This window comes from Bacillus sp. AFS031507, from assembly GCF_002584635.1.
Lineage (GTDB): Bacteria > Bacillota > Bacilli > Bacillales > Cytobacillaceae > Neobacillus.
In genome coordinates this window covers 363,522-383,389 of the sequence record NZ_NUOW01000001.1, presented here as the reverse complement: position 1 = coordinate 383,389, position 19,868 = coordinate 363,522, and the positions used below count along the sequence as shown (strand labels likewise).

Here is a 19,868-nt window from a genome sequence, read left to right as displayed (position 1 = left end):
ATATATGAAGCAGCAGCTTGGAAAACTTGGCGTTCGTGAATATGTATCCATTGCTATTTTAATGGTGGGTGCAAAGGCAATGGAAGATACACCAACCCATCTTTATAGTAAAGTACAGAACGCATCATGGATGATTCCTATCCTATCAGCAGGGTTATTTTTTATTCCGCTCTTTTTATTACTAAAGACTTTGACGCTGTTCCAAGACAAAGATTTATTTTCCGTTATTCAAAAATTACTTGGAAAATACCTAGGTTTTATAGTGTGCCTTCTTATATTTTTGATTAGTTCCTATGCCATTTCGTTTGATACCAGGACCTATACAAATATTATACGAACGTTCTATTTTACAACCACACCTAATCTCATTATTTATGCCCTCTTAATGGTCATTTGTACATATGGTGCTAAAAAAGGGATTCAGCATATCGGCTCGGTTGCTTACCTTGTCGTTTACCTTGCCGTGGTCTCTTTGTGGTTTGCTTTAATGTTAAGTACTCAAGAAAGTACGATACGAGCTATATTTCCAATCTGGGGTCCTGGTAAATTAGAAATTTTGAAGCAAAGTTCTCAAAAGCTGACCCTTTTTGCTGACTTTTTTCTGTTTACTATGTTAATCCCGTTTCTAACATCCATTAAAGAATTTAAAAAAGGTACATGGTTTGCCTTTGTATATGTCAGTATCCAAATTAGTGTAGCGATTTTAATTTTAATATGCATGTTTGATGCATCCATGGGAGGGATAGGTTACCCATTCCATACGGCCATTCGTTTCATTTCAATTGGATCCTTTCTTCCAAATGTTGAAATCATCTTTTTCGTCACATGGTTATTGTCTGCTTTTATTCGCTTTACTGCATTTTTATATATAAATACCCTTATGTTCGGTCATCTTTTTAAAATTAAAGACTTTGAATACTTAATTCCATCACTAGCGACAATTTATTTATTGATTGGAAGCATACCTGAATCACCACTTTATGTGAGCATAGAATTTAAAGCTGTTACCTTAAATATAGCTGGTCCTACGTTTGCTGCCATTTCACTAATTTTATGGTTAGCGGCACTGTTAAAAGGAGAATTTAAACATGAAAAAAACAGGAACAGTATGTAATGTATTGATGTTTCTATTTATTGTTTGCATATTAACAGGCTGTTGGGATAAAGAAGAACTTGAAGATAAAGCCTATGTGATTGGGCTGGGAATTGATCATTCGAATCATAAAGGGAAAATAAAAGTGACGATGTTACTTGCTAATCCTGAAGTAGGGAGTATGCAAGGTGGCGGTGGTTCTATAGAAAAGCCGAGAGAAATCATCACCTTTGATGCCAATGATTTCATTGCAGCGAAAGGGACGGCCAATGCGATTATCTCACGCTCTATTAGTTATGAATTATTAAAAATCTTTATTGTTTCGGAGGAATATGCAAAAGACAAAAATTTTATGACGATTTTTTCCGCCGTCGTAAAGGACAAAGAAATTCGTATGGATAGTTATTTAGCGATATCTAAAGAAAATGCAAGCGAGTATTTTCTAAAAAATCGTCCAAAAATGGAAACAAGACCACATAAGTACTTTCAATATATGGTCAATCATGGGATTGAAAATGGTTTAATTCCAGATTCTACTCTATTCCGCTTTTATACCACATTGGAAAGAGGGACTGACCTCTTTTTGGCGATGTACACATCAGCCGAAAAGGATAAGAATCCTAAAGTTCATAGTGAAGATGAATACATGGCGGGTCAAGTGAATGCCACAGGCGAGCTTGACGATACACAATTTATTGGCTCAGCGGTTTTCAGGAATGGCGTGATGATAGGAAAACTAAACGGTCAAGAAACACGCACGGTTAATATTCTTGATGATACCACGAACATCAAAGATATATTGATCGATTTACCAGATCCTTTTTCGAATAAACAGAAACAGTTAGCGGCAAGAGTCTTAAAAACAAATAGTAATAAAGTAAAAATGAACATGAAGGGTGCTAGGCTAAAGATTGATATCACGATACCAGTAAAGATTGAAATTATGTCAAACCCATCAATGGTCAACTATGCGAAGAAAAGGAACCAACAAATAGTAAAAAGACAAATTGCTAATCATATCAAAAAAGTAAATGAAAGGTTATTTAAAAAAACCCAAACTAAATTAAAAGGTGCACCATTTCCCTTATCTATGTATGCTAGAAGGTATTTTGGGACCATTCAAGAATTTAAAAAGTTCAATTGGAGAAAGTCGTATCTGGATGCAGACATTCGTGTGCACCCCAGTATTGAAATTATTGATTATGGGAAACAAGCTAAAACACTGAAAAGGTAGGGTAAGAGGATGGGCCTTTTTATTTACGTTAGTCTATTTAGTATTACTGTATATACTTTTGGGTTTGCTGTCTCCTTATGGAAGGGAAAACAAAAGATGGGTGCAGTGGCTGTTTTTTTCCTCACCATTGGTATTATCATCCTGCCTTACTTCTCGATATTATAATATGCGAACAGTGTCAGGCACTGTTCGCATATTAATTGGCGGTTGGGGCTGGCACCGCCGTGTTCCTAATGAAAAATGTATTTTGTCATGGATGTGTAAACTTGATCTTTTTCTACTATTAAGGAAGGGAAATTATGGTCACCAGGTGGTTTCTGTGTTTCAAGACATAAGCCTAAATGCTTTTCCGTTTGTTTTCCTCTGATCGAAAAATCATTCCCTAACATATTGCCAGTATAAAAGACAACAGTGGGCTCTTCTGTCTCCATTTCTAGTTTCCAACCGCTTTCCCGATCATATAAACTGATTTGCTTATGATTCTGAGCACTAAGGAGGAAGGGATGGTCAAACCCGCCACCAACTATTTCCGTTTGCGGATGGTCAGATTCAATTCCTCGAGCTATCTTTTGACCTTCTCTAAAATCAAATACTGTCCCATCCACAGGGATAACCTTGCCAGTTGGAAGAAGAGATGCATCTAGTTCTAAGAATGCATCGCTTTTTAACTTTAACTCATGATCAAGAATAGTTCTTTTTAAATTACCGCTTAAATTAAAATAAGAATGATTAGTTAAATTGACGATTGTTTTCTTATCAGAAACAGCCTTGTAGGTAATCAGTAACTCATTAACCTCGTTGAACGTATAGATGACGGTAACATGAAGATTGCCTGGAAAGCCTTCTTCCATATCAGGGCTTGTATAGGAAAAGATGATATTCACTTCATTTTCTTTGTTCTCAACAGTAGAATCCCAAATAACGTTATGAAAACCAGTCGGTCCGCCATGAAGATTGTTTTCTCCATCATTTTTGGACAAGTTATAGCACTCTCCATCTATTTCGAAGGACGCATTTTTCATCCGGCCGGCATTCCTGCCAATCACACAACCGAAATAAGGGGAGTGATCGATATACTCTTGCAAAGTGTCAAAACCTAACACAACATTCTCTAAATTTCCTTGACTATCTGGAACATTAATTTCCGAAATAATACATCCATAGTCAATACAGGTTAATTCCATCCCATTCGCATTTGTAATGGTATAAGATTTTACCTTTCTTCCATGCAATGTACCAAAAACAGTTTCAGTTAGCTTCATTAATAATCCCTCTTTAATTCCCTTTTCGAAGATCAAATAATTGATGGTTAATCGCAACAGTATGCGGATATATATCTTTGTACACTTGATAGAATTCCTTATAGCGCTGAACGTTTTCTGGTTTTGGTTCATATACCTTATCGGCTTTAATGAAGACTTCTGCACATTCTTGAAGAGAGGAGAACCAATTCAATCCAGCTGCAGCAATCATCGCGGCCCCCATACCTGGGCCTTGTTCATTTTGTTGCTTCACGACTCTTGCGTTAAAGATATCAGCTTGTATTTGCAGCCATAATTCACTCTTCGCACCGCCGCCTATAGAAATAACGGTATCAATGGTCTTGCCATAATTGCGGAAGATTTCGACACTCTCATTAATCGAGAAAGCAATCCCTTCGATGACCGCTCGAGTAAAGTCACCTTTGTTGTGGGAGCCGTCAATTCCAGTAAATGTTCCTCTTATTTTTGCATCCGCATAGGGTGTGCGTTCACCTACTAGGAATGGAGTAAAGACAAGACCGTTTGCACCGATGGTCGAACCGGCAGCTTCATCTAATAGACTGTCAAAGGATTGATCCTTGGCAAAGGTTTCCTTAAACCAGGTTAAGCTATAGCCAGCTGCAAGCGTGACACCCATGGTATAGTAGGAATCTTTTTGTCCATGATTGAAAAGATGAACTTTACCGCCGTAATTTTTGTTTTTATCGTTCTCATATGAAAGGAACACACCGGATGTTCCGATACTGCAAAGGGCCGTTCCTTCGGATAAAATCCCTGCTCCAATCGCACCACAAGCATTGTCTGCTCCACCTGCGAACACTTTAGTCGATGAAGATAAACCAGTGAGCTCCGCAATCTCTGGCAAGATCGTTCCGACGAAGTCTTCAGTTTCCACTAATGGAGGACATATGGCAGCAGAGATTTCAAATGTGCGAAGAATATCGGCACTCCAAGATTTGTTGACAACGTCTAACATCAGCGTACCTGCAGCATCTGAGTAATCCATATGTATTTTTCCTGTTAAACGATAGCGGAGGTAATCTTTTGGAAGTAAAAATACGTTTGTTTTTTCTAGGCTTTCGGGTTCATTCTCTTTTACCCAAAGAATCTTTGGAAAGGTAAAGCCCTCTAAAGCGGGGTTTTTTGTTATTTCAAGCAGTTTACCGCCTAGCTGCTGATCAATTTTCTTGCATTGCGGGGTGGTTCGAGTGTCGTTCCATAAAATGGCGTTTCTGATTACTTGATGCTTTTCGTCCAGCAAGACTAACCCATGCATTTGTCCGGAAAAACTAAGACCCTCAATATCGTCGGGGTGAATGTTTGATTCAGTAACTAACTGCTGTAATGCTGCAATTGTTTGTTCTACCCAATCTTCGGGATTTTGTTCACTATATCCTGGCTGCTGCTGGATTAACGGATAGTCTTTTGAAACCGAATAATTGACGGTGCCTTCTTGGTCAACGAGAAGCACTTTCACAGAGCTAGTCCCTAAATCTACACCAATTACATATTTCATATGGATCTCCTCACTTTTCATAGAGTTGTATAGAACTTTTGTTATGTTATGTAACTTACTTTTCTGATTGGAAAAATCCTCTTGAGGACAAAAATGCCTGAAAATTCACCAAAAGTGTCTTTAATAGCCTCCATTGGAGACAAAAGGACCTGAAAATTCACCAAAAGTATCTCCAATAACCCTGATGATGGACAAAGCTTCATTACTTGACATCAAAGCTGTCTTCAACCACAAGTCAGATTCTAAACTAACTTTTTTCATTCGGTTATAAATAAACGCTATCCTTCATGTTTGTTTCAAAGGATAGCGTTTTAATCATTTAAGCTGTTTTCGTCCGAAGTTATTCCATTTCATCCAATGAATTGGCCTCTTCAGTTAGAAGGTCCATTAGGTAGAAAAATTGTTTAAACTTCTAATAAGTATTGGTTTAACAATGCTTTCAAGCGTTCGGTTTTCCCAGATACATTTTTAATTGTGTCATTGTTGAGTGCATAGGTCTCAAGTGTGTGGAAGTTGGCTCTTCCTTGAACAATATCAAGTCCAATTCCTTCCGTAAAGCTGCTGTAACGCTCGGCAATCACATTTTCAAAAGCGCGGTCTTCGATTAATTTATGTGCTACTTTCAAGCCTCTTGCAAAGGCATCCATTCCAGCTACATGCGCATGTACTAGATCCTCTGCTTCAAAGGAAGTTCTTCTTACCTTGGCATCAAAGTTTAAGCCGCCGCGGCCAAGACCACCGTTTTGTAGAATTTCATACATTGCCAGGGTTGTAGAATATAAATCGGTTGGGAATTCATCCGTATCCCAGCCAAGTAAAGGATTTCCTTGGTTTGCATCAACGGAACCAAGAAGGCCGCTTGTTCTTGCGACACGCAATTCATGCTCGAATGTATGTCCAGCAAGTGTAGCGTGGTTTGCTTCCAGGTTTAATTTAAAGTAATCTTCTAACCCGTATTGTCTTAAGAAGGAAATTGTAGTCGCTGCATCAGTATCATATTGGTGGGTGGTAGGCTCTTTTGGTTTTGGCTCAATTAGGAATTGACCTGTATAGCCGATTTCCTTCGCATAATCAACGGCCATATGCATAAATCTTGCTAAGTTATCCAGTTCAAGTTTTAAGTCGGTATTTAATAATGTTTCATAACCTTCACGGCCGCCCCAGAATACATAGTTTTCTGCGTCAAGCAGTTTGGCGGTTTCTAAACCTTTTTTCACTTGTGCTGCTGCATAGGCAAATACGTCAGCATTGCAAGAAGTAGCTGCACCATGGACGAAGCGAGGATTTGTAAACATATTAGCTGTGTTCCATAATAGTTTCGTGTTACTTGTTTTCATGTAATCTTTAATCATTTCGATAATGATATCTAAATTTTTATTTGTTTCTTTTAATGTTCTGCCTTCAGGCGCAACATCACGATCATGGAAAGCAAAGAATGGTACACCAAGCTTTTCAAAAAGTTCAAATGAAGCTTCTACTCTAGCTTTAGCCAAATCCATTCCAGTGAATTGGTTCCAAGGTCTTTCCATTGTAGCGGCGCCAAATGGATCGGATCCATCTGCAGTAAAGGTATGCCAGTAGGCCACTGAAAAACGTAAAATGTCTTTCATTGTTTTCCCGCTAATAACTTCCTCAGGATTGTAATATTTAAACGCTAATGGATTTTTAGAATCCTTACCTTCATAAGCCACCTTGTTTACGCTTCCAAAATAGGTATTCATATTTGTTTGAACCATGTTTTTTCCCTCCTGAAATAAATTGTTATTTAAAACTATGTAGCTCTAGTGGATGTATAGTCTTGTTAGTTTGTTGTTTGGATAAACTAACTTTAATCTGATTACATCTTATAAAATTAAAGCGCATTAATCAATAGTTTTTTTTGAATATTTTATGTATATTTCCGATAAATGTTGATTTATAATAGGATTATATAACTATAAAACAACTTGACTTAATTTACGCATTATACAAACGGGGTGCGAATTTGTGATTATTGCCGATCAAATGTTAGTGAAAAAAATGAATCAAAAGGTACTGTTAAATGAAATTGTTTCCAATTCCCCTGTTTCAAGGGCAAGGTTATCTGAAATAACCGGATTAAATAAATCCACTGTTTCTTCTCAAGTCAATACGTTAATTGAAAAGAACCTTATTTTTGAAATAGGACAAGGGCAGTCCAGCGGCGGGAGAAAGCCTGTCATGTTAGTTTTTAATAAAAATGCCGGATATTCTATCGGAATTGATATAGGTGTTGATTCTATAAATGGGATATTAACGGATTTAAAAGGAAATATTGTTCTAAATCAATATCATCATCTAGAGGAACCTTCGCTTGATAAGAACAAGGATGTTTTATTTTCGATGATTAAAGACCTTACTAATCAAATCCCAGATTCTCCTTACGGGTTAATCGGCATTGGTTTATGTGTACCAGGCCTTGTCAATACCGAGCAAAAGGTTATTTTCACTCCAAATATCGTCTGGAATTATGAACTTGACTTAAAATCGCTCATTGAACAGGAATTTCAGGTACCAGTTTTTATTGAAAATGAAGCAAATGCAGGCGCATATGGAGAAAAAGTATTTGGGGCAGCTAAAAATTATGAAAACATAATCTACGTTAGCGTGGGTACTGGAATCGGGATCGGAATTGTTATTAATAATGATTTATATCGAGGGGTTAATGGGTTTGCCGGAGAAATGGGTCATCTGACTATCGATTTTAATGGGCTCAAATGCAGTTGTGGAAACCGAGGGTGCTGGGAATTATACGCCTCTGAAAAAGCATTACTACATACTTTTCAGAATAACGATACCATCACTTCCTATCAGGAATTGATTAATCTAGCTAACCAAAATGATCCTGATATATTAATGGCATTACAAAATTTCGGTTTCTACCTTGGGATTGGATTAACAAGTATCTTAAATACATTTAATCCGCAAGCGGTCATTATCCGAAACGACATTGTTGAAGCTCTCCCTATGGTTTTGAATTCGATTCGAAATTCTATTTTATCAAGAAGTAATGACAAACTTAATAACAGTCATGAGTTATTACTGTCTTCCTTAGGGAAAAATGCTCCCGCATTAGGGACGTCCTCGATTGCTATTGAACATTTCTTAGAAAAGTTTACATCGTAAAATTGTATGGCTATTTCGCCAGGTGGAAAGGTGGAGGACGATTTGAAAAGAACAGTATATATTACAAGAAAGATCACCGATGATATGATCGATAAACTTTCAAATCATTTTCAGGTGAGAATGTGGCACGAGGAACATGTCCCTGTTCCAAGGGATGTTTTACTAAAAGAAATAGAAAATGTGGATGGGCTTATTTGTCTTCTAACAGAAAAGATAGATGAAGAGGTCCTAAGTAAAGCCAAACAGTTAAAGGTCATTAGTAACATAGCGGTAGGCTATAATAATATCGATATTGACTTTGCTGCTAAGAAGGGAATCGTCGTAACCAACACTCCTGGCGTGTTAACTGAAACGACAGCTGATTTAACCTTTGCGCTATTAATGGCGGCTGCACGTAGAGTCGTGGAGTCATCTGATTTCCTGCGCAGTGGTGAATGGGGAGCATGGTCCCTAATGCAGATGACTGGACAAGATATTTATGGTGCTACCTTAGGGATTATTGGATTAGGAAGAATTGGAGAAGCACTCGTCAAGCGGGCAAAGGGCTTTGATATGAATGTTCTCTATTATAACCGGACACGGAAGTCGGAAACAGAAGAAAAGCTGGGGATTCACTACAGGGAAATGAAGGATTTGTTGCAGCAATCTGATTTTGTCTGCCTTCTGTTACCTTATAGCGCCGAGGTACACCACCTAATTGGAAAAGAAGAATTGTCCTTAATGAAAAGAAATGCCATCTTGATCAATACGGCTAGAGGTGGTCTTGTCGATGAGGATGCTTTATTTCAATCATTGAAGAATGAGGAGATTTGGGCTGCTGGGCTGGACGTGTTCGAACAGGAGCCAGTTCCAATTGACCATCCATTATTATCCCTGCCGAATGTGGTTACACTGCCTCACATTGGAAGTGCCAGTTTGAAAACAAGAATGAGGATGGCTCATTTAGCTGCCGATAATATGGTGAGTGTATTAACTGGTAATGAAGCAATTACCCCAGTGATTAGCCATAAATAATAAATGTAAAGTACGATACTTGTCTGAAATATTTGTTAAAAAAGGTGGTTGTTTAAAGAGTTGTCAACTCTGTTTCGTCATATAATTATTGGTAATTTTTCCGATATTTAGTTAATAATGAGAAGAAAATTCAATTTTTATAATGGACTCGAGAGACTCGGAGTATCAGTAGATTAATAAATTTGAAGCTATCGAAAGAACTAATTGTATTTTATTTCTGTAAAATTCTTCCTCAAATATGACAAAAATCATATGTTACGATGAATTTGCGAAAGATCGGCAAATTGTCAAAACAGGAGGAAGAAACGATGATGAAGAAAAAAGCAATTCTAACTGTAGCAGCTGCGGCAGCGTTAATGATGTCAAATCCGGTATTAAATAAAGCCCATGCTGCCACTACTAGCCCTTCCGTGCAAGAAAAAGTATATGTATACCAAGGGACAAATATGGATGAGATTAATAGTGTAGTCGAAAAATATCTTGCTAGTTTAGGATTTACATTTTCACAAAATACCGTAAAGCAGCCTGTTCAGACTCAACCAAATTCAACCGTACCAACACAGGAGCCTGCTCAAACGGCGACACCACAGCCTGTGCAGCAACAACCGGTAACTGCGACACCACCAAGTTCAACACCAATTACAAGTTCGTTAAGTGCTTATGAGCAAAAAGTAGTTGATCTGACCAATCAAGAACGGGCAAAAAATGGTTTACCCGCACTTAAAGTGGATGTAACACTTAGCAAAATGGCCCATGAAAAATCCCGTGATATGTCTGCAAATGGCTACTTCAGCCATACAAGCCCGACATACGGTTCACCGTTTGATATGATGAAAAAATACGGCATCACCTATCGATATGCAGGTGAAAACATTGCGATGGGACAGCGAACTCCTGAAGAAGTAGTCAAGGCTTGGATGAATAGTGAAGGTCACCGTAAGAATATCCTTAGCCCGAACTACAACTATATCGGTGTTGGTTATGTATCACAAGGTAATTACTGGACACAGGAATTTATCGGTAAATAATGAAAGCTCGGGGACAATATGTCCCCGAGCTTTTTGTGTCATTCACAACTATCTGCAGCTATCATAGCAATACTCCAGATGATAAATATAAATGAAGTGGTGAGCCTTAGTAGCTGTTTTCTCTTCATTTTTAATTTTTTTAAGGATCGATACAAGGTTTAAACCAAATATAACGCACAAAACGGGCATTATAAACCAGCCTATGATCAGAAATGCAATGATGCAAGATTGTTGATTCTTAAATTCGCCCATAGAAACATTAGATTCGCCCATAAAAGCCCAAAATTCGCTCATTAAACCCCAAGATTCGCTTATAAAACTCAGAAATTCGCCCATTGACGCGAAAAGTCGTTAAATAATCAAAAATATACAAAAACGTAAGTGTAATTTTATACAAAATATCATTTTTAATGAGTTATAACAATGTTAGTTACGGAAACATGCAATAAAAAACAGTACACCTCCTTCTTAAAGAGGTGCACTCCAGTTGGATTTTCATATGTATCAAACAAGTGAGTAAAAGATTTACATATTTAAGGGAGCTACTGTTTAACTAGTGCTCTTCCTAAGTACCGGCTCCACCTACGCCAAATACCATGATAGCCACGCGTGCTATCCCCTCTAATATGAACTATAACGCTAAATTATTAATAAAATATGAACTAGATGTTAATCGTTCATTAACTTTAATAGAGGCATGAACATCAGCCCACATTTTTGCTATCTCGGTTAAGTTCTCCCCATTTTCACATTAAAGTATTGATTTGGATGGGTTGTTCATACCTATAGTTAAACTTCCTGACATAGAAGAACGAACACACTAATATTATTAGGAAGTGTAAGTCATTATTCTTCAATCTTTTAAGAGGGGGTGGAAAATAACGGAACCGAGTGAAAGTGAGCGAATCATAAATCGTTATATTAGGTCCACATTTCAGTCACTAGTTCAGTCTATCATTCCACCCCATTTTAGATATAAAGATTCATTAGGAACGTTTCAAGTGGCTGGAGCACTGGAATTACATGTGTATGAATATGTCATTTGGATATTGGAGCATTCGATTGCCCTCCCGGTAAAAGCGCAATTAAATATAGTAGATAGTAGGACCATGTCGAAAGCTACTGCTGAATTGCTGGACATGGGTGCTACTCAATTAATCCAGACGGGGCAGAAACTTTATCCCCATCATGTAAATACATTTCCTGAGGGCGGTCCCTTCTCATCGCTTTCGCCGATCGACAGGTTAAGGGCTATTACCTTAATAGAACGGCTTGAAATTAATCTTGAAAACTTGCCTATTCCCTACAAAAATAATCCGGGACTTGTTCGAATTATGATGGATGCCCTAAATGAACTCCCTATGTTTGGACATTATTCTGAATGGACAGCTTATGGAACAACACGACTATTTTCTCCTGAGTACAAAAGAGTGGAATATTTTCCACATGGATGGTTCCAGACTCTATACCCTGGTCCATCTTTTGGATATCGTGATTTTCGTGGATTCTTAGCAACCATTCAACACAAGAAGGTGAATGACTAATGGACAATCAGGACGTGATTGTAATTGGTGCAGGCGGCGGGGGAGCCGTAATAGCAAAAGAGCTCGGAGAAATGGGATTAAAGGTTTTGGTTTTAGAAGCAGGCCCCTGGTACGGGAACAAAAAGTGGCCCCATCCAAATGCACAGCCCGGAGCCGAATCCAGTTCGACACCAGCTGATTTGGATATCTTTTTATATAAACAATTGTTGAACAAGTATGAAATGAATATGAATGATTTAGTTTCAGGAAGATATCGGTGGGGCCCGGCGGATCGCAGCCGCCCCCAATGGTTTCGGAATGCTAACCAGAAGGGCATAATTTGGCAATGCTCCGGTGTTGGAGGGACCACCCAGACTTATACGGCTAATTGCCCCCGAGCATATCCAGCCGCAATAGATAATGTCTGGCCCCTATCTTATCGGGAACTTATTCCCTATTATGAAAAGGTTGAAGCGACATTACCGGTCAACTTTGCGGCTACTACGGCAAAGGAAGAATTATTTTATTATGGTGCAAAAAAGGCTGGGTGGAACTTGATTCCTACACTAGATGTGACCGTTCCAGGATATAGGCCGCAGCCTAATGCCATTTTACCTCCCAATGATAACATCACAAATCCAAACTTCTCCGTAGAGGAACTATCCTGGATGGAAGGCTGCACTCTTTCGGGACATTGTATCAACGGTTGTCCTCATGGCCCATCTGTAGATAAAATTGCAAAACGATCCACAAATGTCAGTTATGTTCCGCTTGCTTTACAGACAGGAAATGTCTGTATAAGACCAAACGCCTTTGCTATAAAAATATTAACAGAAAATAACGTTGCTAAAGGGCTTCATGCGGTTGGAGTAAAAATAAGGGACACCTGGACAGGTGAGCAGGAAGAGCTGAGGGCAGAAATCGTAGTGATGGCGTCCGGATGCATTGAAACCCCAAGACTTTGGTTAAATTCAGGACTGCCTGACAATCCATGGGTAGGAAGAGGATTGGTTAATCATTATATGGACTGGATATCCGGGATATTCGATGAAAAGGATTTGATGCCAATATTGGGAACTTCAGAAATTAATCCTTTTGTGGGAAATACATGCGGAGCAAGGATGGACTACCCCGGACTTGGGGCGGTACAGTCGGTTGGTATGAGTCCGGGATTAACTGCTTCCTTTTATGGGGTGAGTGAGTCTGGATACTCTTTCTTAAACCCGCCTAGTATGGACGATCCTTGGGATATTAAGGGGCGACTTTTCGGTAATGATTTAAAAGAAACAATGGACTCCTACCGTCGAACCTTAAATATTTTAGTAACTACTGATGATGAAGTAGATCAGCAAAACGGAATTACTCTCGACCCGGTAGTTAGTGATGAAAATGGACCTGTCCCAGTAGTAACGTATCAGCCTGCCAAACAATCCAGGAGGAAGCGAAGCGAACTGGTGAAAATAGCCGCAGATCTGTTACGAAAAGCGGGGGCAAAAAAAATTATATGGTCAAATTGGCCGGCAGGAATGATGATTCACTTGGAAAGTACGATGCGAATCGGCTTCGTCGTGGATCAACATTGCGAGTCATTACAAGTAAAACGGTTATATATCGCTGACAACAGCGTCCATTATAATAGTTTAGGCGGAGTCAATCCTACCCTTACGACACAGGCATTAGCTACCCGAACAGCAGAAAAACTATTCAATAAGTATTTTAATTAGTATGATTGGAAATCCTACCATCATACTAATCAAAGTTTGGTGGGGTCCTCAAAACATGAAATTATTTGACTTAATACAAGATGTATTTGAACCATTTATGGACGGCGAGAAAAGACCATTAAATGTCATGGAGGTTTCCAACCTATGGTTTTTTCTTTTAGGTACTGAAACGACAATGCGTAATGAAGAAATCGGTTACAATCTTGCACAAGATCCGGAATTAAAACAAATTTTAAAGGATATAAGAGAAACCGTACATATTCCAATTAGAGACGAGCTGAAAGAGTTTCTCATGAAAGAAGGGGTTCCCTTTCCTCAATCGACACCGGAAAAACCTGTGGGAGATTTTAAGAGTATACCCGAGGGTGCTAAATTAGATGATGAAGAAATGGCTAATTTAATGTCTTATAATCTTGCTATGGGGGTTAATTATGCTGCCAAAGGACTTACTGAATCTATTCGGGCAGATGTTGGGTTAATTTTTTCAAAAATTATTTTCAAGAAGACTACTGCGGGCTTAACGGTAAAACAGTATTTGGATCGGCATGAGTGGCTGCGAATTCCGCCTTTTTACAAAGCATAGGTTACTGCTTACAACAATCAGTTAGTTTTTTAGAAAGGCTTCATTTTGATCTGATGCTCTTCCTGAGTATCGGCTCCGCCTACGCCAAATACCATGATAGCCGTTATTTTAAAGGAATCCAGATTTCGGAGTAGTAATCAGGGCCCCAAGGATTACCGGCGAAATAGACTTCTAAATCAGGTGTGCCTGCATGCTTGTAATGACTTGACGGAAACCATTCAGAGTAAATTTGTTTCCATACTTTCTGGATTGCCTCGGGCATTGGGCCGTGAACTTCAAATACGCCCCACATTGAAGGTGGAATCTCGAGATTCAATAAACCTTCTGGCGTGTCACCGTTATGTTCCGTTGCAATCCAGTAATCCATTAATTGCTGCTGCGTGTCTCTTTTATCGACACATACCCCAAGCACCCCATTAATTTCCCCATTATTCAATTGGAGTAATAAATCGTTGGTTCCATCTGCATGAACATCAGCCCACATTTTGGGGATCTCAATTAAGTTTTCACCATTAACACATGATAACTCCCGCTTGATCCCGATAACTTGGAAACTGTCTCTTTCAATAATTTTGTAATTCATCTAATTCATCCTCCTTACATCTATTTGTAATTATAAGTCTTTTTAACAACCAATTTGTTACAAGCAAAAATAATTCATTTTTCTATTTCTCTATATTTTACATACTATCCTGTCAGTCGCGAAAAATAATATAAAAAATAGCAGGGAAGGTAAGAAGATATGTTTTCATTTCGAGGCGATGCGCATAAAGTTTACCTTCGGCTTAACAAAGCCATAAACAACGGTGAATCCACCAAACATATGAGGGAATACATAGAAATTGAAGAGGTTCAAAGACTGTATCAATCACTTGATAGCAGCATGTTGCAATTAATTAATTATCGAATGATCAAGGAAAAGAATGGATCTGGGATCATACCGATTTTTGTTTCTTCTGTCCCATGGCTTTTGTTTCTATTTTCCAAACCATTGATGGACTTCCTTTTCAAGGATGGAAGCATACTTTGGGCAATATTTGGGGTTGCATATTTGATGGTTTTAACTTTAAGTGTCATCCTTCATTTTCGAGAAAAGGCATGGGCTGCATTTCATATGGAAATCATTCAGGATATTTTAAAAGAAAGAAATCACTGAATTCAATAATTTATATCAAAAATGAGGCCTGTCTTTTTTTAGTATGAATATTAATAAAATAGCTAAACTAATATTAAAATCTTTGGGAGGCTATTTATGGGCTTAGTAGTTTTTTTCTTCCTGGCATGGCTGGTTGTATCCCTTTTTGCAGTTATAAAGAAGAAACTATCGTTTGCCGAGAATACATTGATTTTTTTAGTTATTTTAATTGTTAGTATTAACTTTTCTTGGATTGTCATTGAGGAACTAAAGCTAATAAAACGTACTCAAGAGAGTTTGGAATATATGGCCTATCTACTCAATCGTAGTGTAATTACACCATTTCTAATCCTTATTCAGGTAAATCTTCTTCTACGGAGTAAAACGATGATGATGAAAATAATACTAATGGTTTTTGGTGTTTTTCTATTGACGGGTGTAAGTAGTCTCTCTAACTTTTATGACATTATAGAATATAAACATTGGCATTATTGGTATGATGGAATATATTTTTTCATCCTAAATGGTATTGCGATTTTTTCTTATAAATTATTTGCGAGGGTCTCTCGGAATGTGGTGAGTTATTAATGATATTATGGGAAAATTTTGATAAAAATGAGATTTATATCTTAATTTTGCTGGTTGTTTCTTATACTGCATTTTTTCTATTTCCGAAAAGATTACCTACATCGATTACGATTTTATTTTTAGTTTGGGGATTCGCAAGCTCTACTTTGTTTGATTTCACTATCGGCGGTGGATTACTAGATTTTTATAAGGTCAATGATTCTAACGAATATGAGCTTTTTGATTTGCTCAGCTATTTTTTGTTTGCCCCATTCAGCTATTTTTTCGTCTATTTTTATGAAAGATTTAAAATCGGCAGAAAGGCATTTATCATTTATGTGTTTGGGTGGTGCATTGTCGGTTTATTAATGGAAAAAGTCTCCGGCTTTATGGGCCTAACACATTATCAGCATGGTTATAGTATGAAGTATTCATTGATTGTTTTTTTAGTGGTTCAGACAAGCACAGCCCTTTACTATGAATTAATAAAGAAAAAAGAACCATTTTTAGAAAAGTTGAAACAAGGACATTAAGCCGCAGAGAAACTTAACATCAAAAAACCGTCAGGCTCAAAACATGGCTTTGGCGGTTTTTCTCATGAGCAATGTGAGGGTAAATGGAAGAAGGAAAGAAACTCTTCAAAGGCGAAATAGAATGATAGTATTCTTTATAGTGTAAGGATCGGTCAGGTGTCAGGGAATATTTTAGAAAAAGACATTAACATAAAAATGGTAAGAAGTGAGGTCCTGTAGCATAAATGATAAAAGTTAAGTCTAAATGACAAAGGTGATGGGGATGTTTTTTCTATTTTTAACTGCGATGATTATTTGTTTTGTCGTGGGTACTACTTTATTGGTAAAAGGTACAGTAACAGTCGGGGCCATTACCATTGGTGCAGGAATAATACTGTTGCTGGTTATTTTGATTTATTATGGAAAAAAGAAACATCGAAAAAAGAAATACGATTGGACTCCAGACTGTGATTGTATTCCGGATTTTGATGGGGATTGTGGGCCAGATTGTGATTGTGGACCGGATTGTAATTAATCTAATGAGATTGCTAAATATCGTTCCATGTCATCGGATGAAGTCTCGGAGTATAACCATTAAGGGGTATACTCTTCCCTTATGTGCAAGATGTACCGGAATCTTGGCAGGCTATTTATTTTTCCCGTTTTTGTTGATAGCGGGTATACATTTGTCATTATGGCTCGGGCTCCTTTTAAATGTCCCAATGGTTATTGATGGTTGGACACAGAAAAGGAAATATCGGATGAGTAATAATATCTTGAGAGTTACCACAGGTATAATGAGTGGATTTGGGCAAAGCGTCCTGATCGTAACAGGCAGTGATTATATACTATCCATGCTTTTAGGTGGATAAAGTCGAGGGAAACTAACTACGCTTATTAAAAATCGGCTGCCATTGCGGCAGCCGATGGATAGGCTAGACCACGATCCAAAACGACTAGTTAAACGGATAAAACTGATAGGTTAGCACACCAACAATGATTCCTGTGACCAATCCAAAAAATACTTCTGCCGGTTGATGACCTAATAATTCTTTCAGCTTTTCTCTAGACTCTGTTTTCTTTAACTTCGGGTTTTTTAAGGTATCAATTAAAAGATTGAAATCAACTAACAATGTATTTAAAACCTCTGCATGATAGCCTGCATGTCTTCGAACCCCGGTAGCATCATGCATGACAATTAGTGATACGATCACAGAAATTGCAAATTCATTAGAATGAAGTCCAGAAGTTAAACCGATAGCAGTAGTTAATGAAATAATTGTAGCTGTATGAGAACTAGGCATTCCCCCAGTGCTAAACATCAAGTTCCATCTTAATTCTCCTGAAGCAAAATAGTGTATCGGAATTTTTACAAATTGGGCAATAAACATTCCTAAAAGGGCGGCTAAAATGGGGTAGGATAAAAACATATGATCCTCCTAATTTGTGTTTGTACTTATAATATGAATAAAACCCATTACTAATCAAATTTGATTTAATAAGTCCTGGTTGTTTCCGTCCAAATAATCATGAACGAAAAAATTGAAAAACCGTTCCCTTACCTTCTGAGACTTCCACCTCCGCATAAGCACCATTGATGAAGGTGATTTGTGGTGGGAGGTGCCCGCAATCAATATCATAAATAATTGGAATATCAAGCTCATCGGCAAGGTCTTGATAGACATCCTCCACAGTATAGTTTTCGACAGACCTATTCGCTTCACTCCGGCCAAACATCAGGCCTGAACAGTTTTCAATCCACCCAGCTAACCTCATTTGAACCAAGGATCTTCGCAAATCAGGGGTATTCATTTGACAATTCTCTAAATACCAAATGACGGGCTCGCCGTTGATATGTTTTTTTCTAAACTTTTCTACATCACCGAAGGGCGTCCCAATAAGATGTCTGATAATGTCTATACATCCGCCGAGTAATCGACCATGTATCCTAACTGGTCGGTTCCCGACAGTATTCCAGGCAGTATGTTCGGTTAAATGAAAAACACAGGGAGAAGGATTTGTATGCTGCCATTCCTTTTGATACTTTTCAGAGGAATGTTGAATCACAGATTCTCCTTTGTTGGTCGACAAGACCGACTGCCACATGGCTGTCGTTTCATCCATAAATTCCCCACGTAAATCTACAATATTTGTCCCGTGCGCTGTAGCAATACCTGTCTTTAAGGTAATGGCTAGTAATAATTCACTAATATCTGAGTATCCTAATATCCACTTATTTTTTATATTTTCAAAGTCAATATGTTCGAGAGTTTCTATCAATAATTCGCTCCCCACGGCGGAATAAGGATGTCAATTTCATTGTTACACATCATGGTATTAAATTCAGCCGCACGTTTTAGAGCTGGGGCAGATTTTGCCTTGTTTTGAGTCCAAGCTGTTTCCCCACAGTTTACCTTGAATCCTCGTTGTTCCATTCGGCTGCATGCAAGTTTAAGCATTTCATGTAATTGTGGCGGCACCCCTGAAGAGGGTGCGGTTACTCAGATAGTTGCTCCTTTTTTTAAATACGGATAGGTAATCATGATGATCCCTCCAAACGTTTTTACATGATTTTACCAAAATGAATGACACCCTGCTACATTTTAATAAAGAAATTCCTTAGAATGGAATTTTTTCAATAATTATGTGATTATTATAACAACGTCCAAATTAAAGGAGGAATAAATGATGCCAACAAATTTGAAAGACACGACTACATTAAGCAATGGAGTAAAGATGCCATGGGTGGGATTAGGAGTTTTTAAAGTAACCGAAGGGGAAGAGGTTATTCAGTCTGTAAAAGCTGCTATCAATAACGGATACATAAGCATTGATACAGCCGCTATTTATGGGAATGAAGAAGGTGTAGGCCAAGCCATTAAGGATTCTGGCGTTCCCCGTGAGGATTTGTTTATTACAACAAAGCTTTGGAATTCCGAACAGGGATATGAATCAACGTTAAAGGCGTTTGAAACAAGTCTTACTAAGCTTGGACTTGATTACTTAGATCTTTATTTAATTCACTGGCCAGGAAAAGATAAATATAAAGAGACATGGAAGGCGTTTGAAAAGCTTTACAAAGAGGGGCGTGTGCGTGCGATTGGCGTTAGTAACTTCCAAGTTCACCATTTAGAAGATTTAATCAGTTCTGCAGAGATTAAACCGATGGTAAATCAGGTGGAGTTCCATCCGCACTTAACCCAAAAAGAGCTTCTTGCCTTTTGTAAAAATGAAGGTATTCAACTGGAAGCATGGTCACCTTTAAAACAAGGGAAGCTTCTAAATGAACCGGTCCTTGAAGATCTTGCGCATAAATATAATAAATCTGTTGCTCAAGTGATCTTGCGCTGGGATTTACAGCATGGAGTGGTTACGATTCCAAAATCAATCAAAGAACATCGCATTATTGAAAATGCGGATATTTTTGATTTTGAATTATCCACTGAAGATATGGACAAAATTGATGGATTGAATCAAGATAGCCGTGCTGGCTCCCATCCGGATACGATGAGCGTAGGCTTTTAATATTTCAA

At 38.1% G+C, this 19,868-nt stretch carries 19 protein-coding genes and 1 pseudogene; 14 read left to right on the top strand and 6 right to left on the bottom strand.

Going from position 1 to position 19,868, the window contains the following annotated elements; genetic code table 11:
• Positions 1–4 precede the first annotated feature (4 nt).
• Together COE25_RS01770 and COE25_RS01765 are read left to right on the top strand one after the other, a co-directional pair.
• Positions 5–1,114, top strand: coding sequence for a GerAB/ArcD/ProY family transporter (locus COE25_RS01770; RefSeq protein WP_098930474.1), 1,110 nt, complete (start codon positions 5–7; stop codon positions 1,112–1,114).
• Positions 1,089–2,327, top strand: a complete 1,239-nt coding sequence (locus tag COE25_RS01765) for a Ger(x)C family spore germination protein (protein WP_098930472.1) — start codon at positions 1,089–1,091, stop codon at positions 2,325–2,327. Before COE25_RS01770 ends, COE25_RS01765 begins: the two co-directional genes overlap by 26 nt.
• A 230-nt stretch (positions 2,328–2,557) precedes the next feature.
• On the opposite strand, the gene COE25_RS01760 is transcribed toward COE25_RS01765, so the two are convergent.
• From COE25_RS01760 to xylA, 3 genes are all read right to left on the bottom strand, one after another.
• Positions 2,558–3,589 carry an aldose epimerase family protein gene (locus COE25_RS01760; protein ID WP_098930470.1) on the bottom strand — a complete coding sequence of 344 codons (1,032 nt, stop codon included), beginning with the start codon at positions 3,587–3,589 and terminating at the stop codon, positions 2,558–2,560.
• Positions 3,590–3,602: 13 nt separating this feature from the next.
• Positions 3,603–5,105 carry a xylulokinase gene (gene xylB / locus COE25_RS01755; protein WP_098930468.1) on the bottom strand — a complete coding sequence of 501 codons (1,503 nt, stop codon included), beginning with the start codon at positions 5,103–5,105 and terminating at the stop codon, positions 3,603–3,605.
• Between the two features lie 404 nt (positions 5,106–5,509).
• Positions 5,510–6,841, bottom strand: a complete 1,332-nt coding sequence (xylA, locus tag COE25_RS01750) for a xylose isomerase (RefSeq protein ID WP_098930466.1) — start codon at positions 6,839–6,841, stop codon at positions 5,510–5,512.
• A 250-nt stretch (positions 6,842–7,091) separates the two neighbouring features.
• On the opposite strand from xylA, the gene xylR reads away from it, so the two are divergent.
• The 6 genes from xylR (at position 7,092) to COE25_RS01715 (ending at position 14,121) form a co-directional block, all read left to right on the top strand.
• Complete coding sequence (gene xylR, locus COE25_RS01745; RefSeq protein WP_098930464.1) at positions 7,092–8,249, top strand: transcriptional repressor XylR; 1,158 nt, start codon at positions 7,092–7,094, stop codon at positions 8,247–8,249.
• A gap of 42 nt (positions 8,250–8,291) precedes the next feature.
• Entirely contained in the window at positions 8,292–9,263 is a 972-nt protein-coding gene (locus COE25_RS01740; protein WP_098930462.1) for a 2-hydroxyacid dehydrogenase, read from the top strand.
• Positions 9,264–9,574: 311 nt separating this feature from the next.
• Positions 9,575–10,291 carry a CAP domain-containing protein gene (locus tag COE25_RS01735; protein ID WP_098930581.1) on the top strand — a complete coding sequence of 239 codons (717 nt, stop codon included), beginning with the start codon at positions 9,575–9,577 and terminating at the stop codon, positions 10,289–10,291.
• 1,001 nt (positions 10,292–11,292) lie between these two features.
• The gene (locus tag COE25_RS01725) at positions 11,293–11,835 is read left to right on the top strand and encodes a hypothetical protein (RefSeq protein WP_098930458.1); all 543 of its coding nucleotides are present in this window, start codon (positions 11,293–11,295) and stop codon (positions 11,833–11,835) included.
• Positions 11,835–13,538, top strand: a complete 1,704-nt coding sequence (locus tag COE25_RS01720) for a GMC family oxidoreductase N-terminal domain-containing protein (RefSeq protein WP_098930456.1) — start codon at positions 11,835–11,837, stop codon at positions 13,536–13,538. The genes COE25_RS01725 and COE25_RS01720 overlap by 1 nt, the downstream gene beginning before the upstream one ends.
• Before the next feature lie 55 nt (positions 13,539–13,593).
• The gene (locus COE25_RS01715) at positions 13,594–14,121 is read left to right on the top strand and encodes a DUF3231 family protein (RefSeq protein ID WP_098930454.1); all 528 of its coding nucleotides are present in this window, start codon (positions 13,594–13,596) and stop codon (positions 14,119–14,121) included.
• Positions 14,122–14,224: 103 nt separating this feature from the next.
• On the opposite strand, the gene COE25_RS01710 is transcribed toward COE25_RS01715, so the two are convergent.
• Positions 14,225–14,704, bottom strand: a complete 480-nt coding sequence (locus tag COE25_RS01710) for a GyrI-like domain-containing protein (RefSeq protein ID WP_098930452.1) — start codon at positions 14,702–14,704, stop codon at positions 14,225–14,227.
• Between the two features lie 159 nt (positions 14,705–14,863).
• Between COE25_RS01710 and COE25_RS01705 the strand changes: the two genes are divergently transcribed.
• From COE25_RS01705 to COE25_RS01690, 5 genes are all read left to right on the top strand, one after another.
• Positions 14,864–15,277, top strand: a complete 414-nt coding sequence (locus COE25_RS01705; RefSeq protein WP_088085584.1) for a hypothetical protein — start codon at positions 14,864–14,866, stop codon at positions 15,275–15,277.
• A gap of 96 nt (positions 15,278–15,373) precedes the next feature.
• Positions 15,374–15,844 carry a hypothetical protein gene (locus COE25_RS01700; RefSeq protein WP_088085585.1) on the top strand — a complete coding sequence of 157 codons (471 nt, stop codon included), beginning with the start codon at positions 15,374–15,376 and terminating at the stop codon, positions 15,842–15,844.
• On the top strand, positions 15,844–16,356 hold the full coding sequence (locus COE25_RS01695) for a hypothetical protein (RefSeq protein WP_098930450.1): 513 nt from the start codon (positions 15,844–15,846) through the stop codon (positions 16,354–16,356). Before COE25_RS01700 ends, COE25_RS01695 begins: the two co-directional genes overlap by 1 nt.
• Positions 16,357–16,618: 262 nt before the next feature.
• Positions 16,619–16,870 carry a hypothetical protein gene (locus COE25_RS30475; protein WP_142292133.1) on the top strand — a complete coding sequence of 84 codons (252 nt, stop codon included), beginning with the start codon at positions 16,619–16,621 and terminating at the stop codon, positions 16,868–16,870.
• Positions 16,755–17,207: a DUF2085 domain-containing protein gene (locus COE25_RS01690; RefSeq protein ID WP_306572491.1), complete on the top strand. Its 453-nt coding sequence runs from the start codon at positions 16,755–16,757 to the stop codon at positions 17,205–17,207. The genes COE25_RS30475 and COE25_RS01690 overlap by 116 nt, the downstream gene beginning before the upstream one ends.
• An 84-nt stretch (positions 17,208–17,291) precedes the next feature.
• Here COE25_RS01690 and COE25_RS01685 read toward each other — a convergent pair whose 3' ends face one another.
• Positions 17,292–17,765, bottom strand: a complete 474-nt coding sequence (locus COE25_RS01685; RefSeq protein ID WP_088085587.1) for a divergent PAP2 family protein — start codon at positions 17,763–17,765, stop codon at positions 17,292–17,294.
• 97 nt (positions 17,766–17,862) lie between these two features.
• Positions 17,863–18,815: pseudogene (locus COE25_RS01680) on the bottom strand (S66 family peptidase).
• 208 nt (positions 18,816–19,023) lie between these two features.
• On the opposite strand from COE25_RS01680, the gene COE25_RS01675 reads away from it, so the two are divergent.
• Positions 19,024–19,860: an aldo/keto reductase gene (locus COE25_RS01675; protein ID WP_098930448.1), complete on the top strand. Its 837-nt coding sequence runs from the start codon at positions 19,024–19,026 to the stop codon at positions 19,858–19,860.
• The last annotated feature ends 8 nt before the right edge of the window (positions 19,861–19,868 follow it).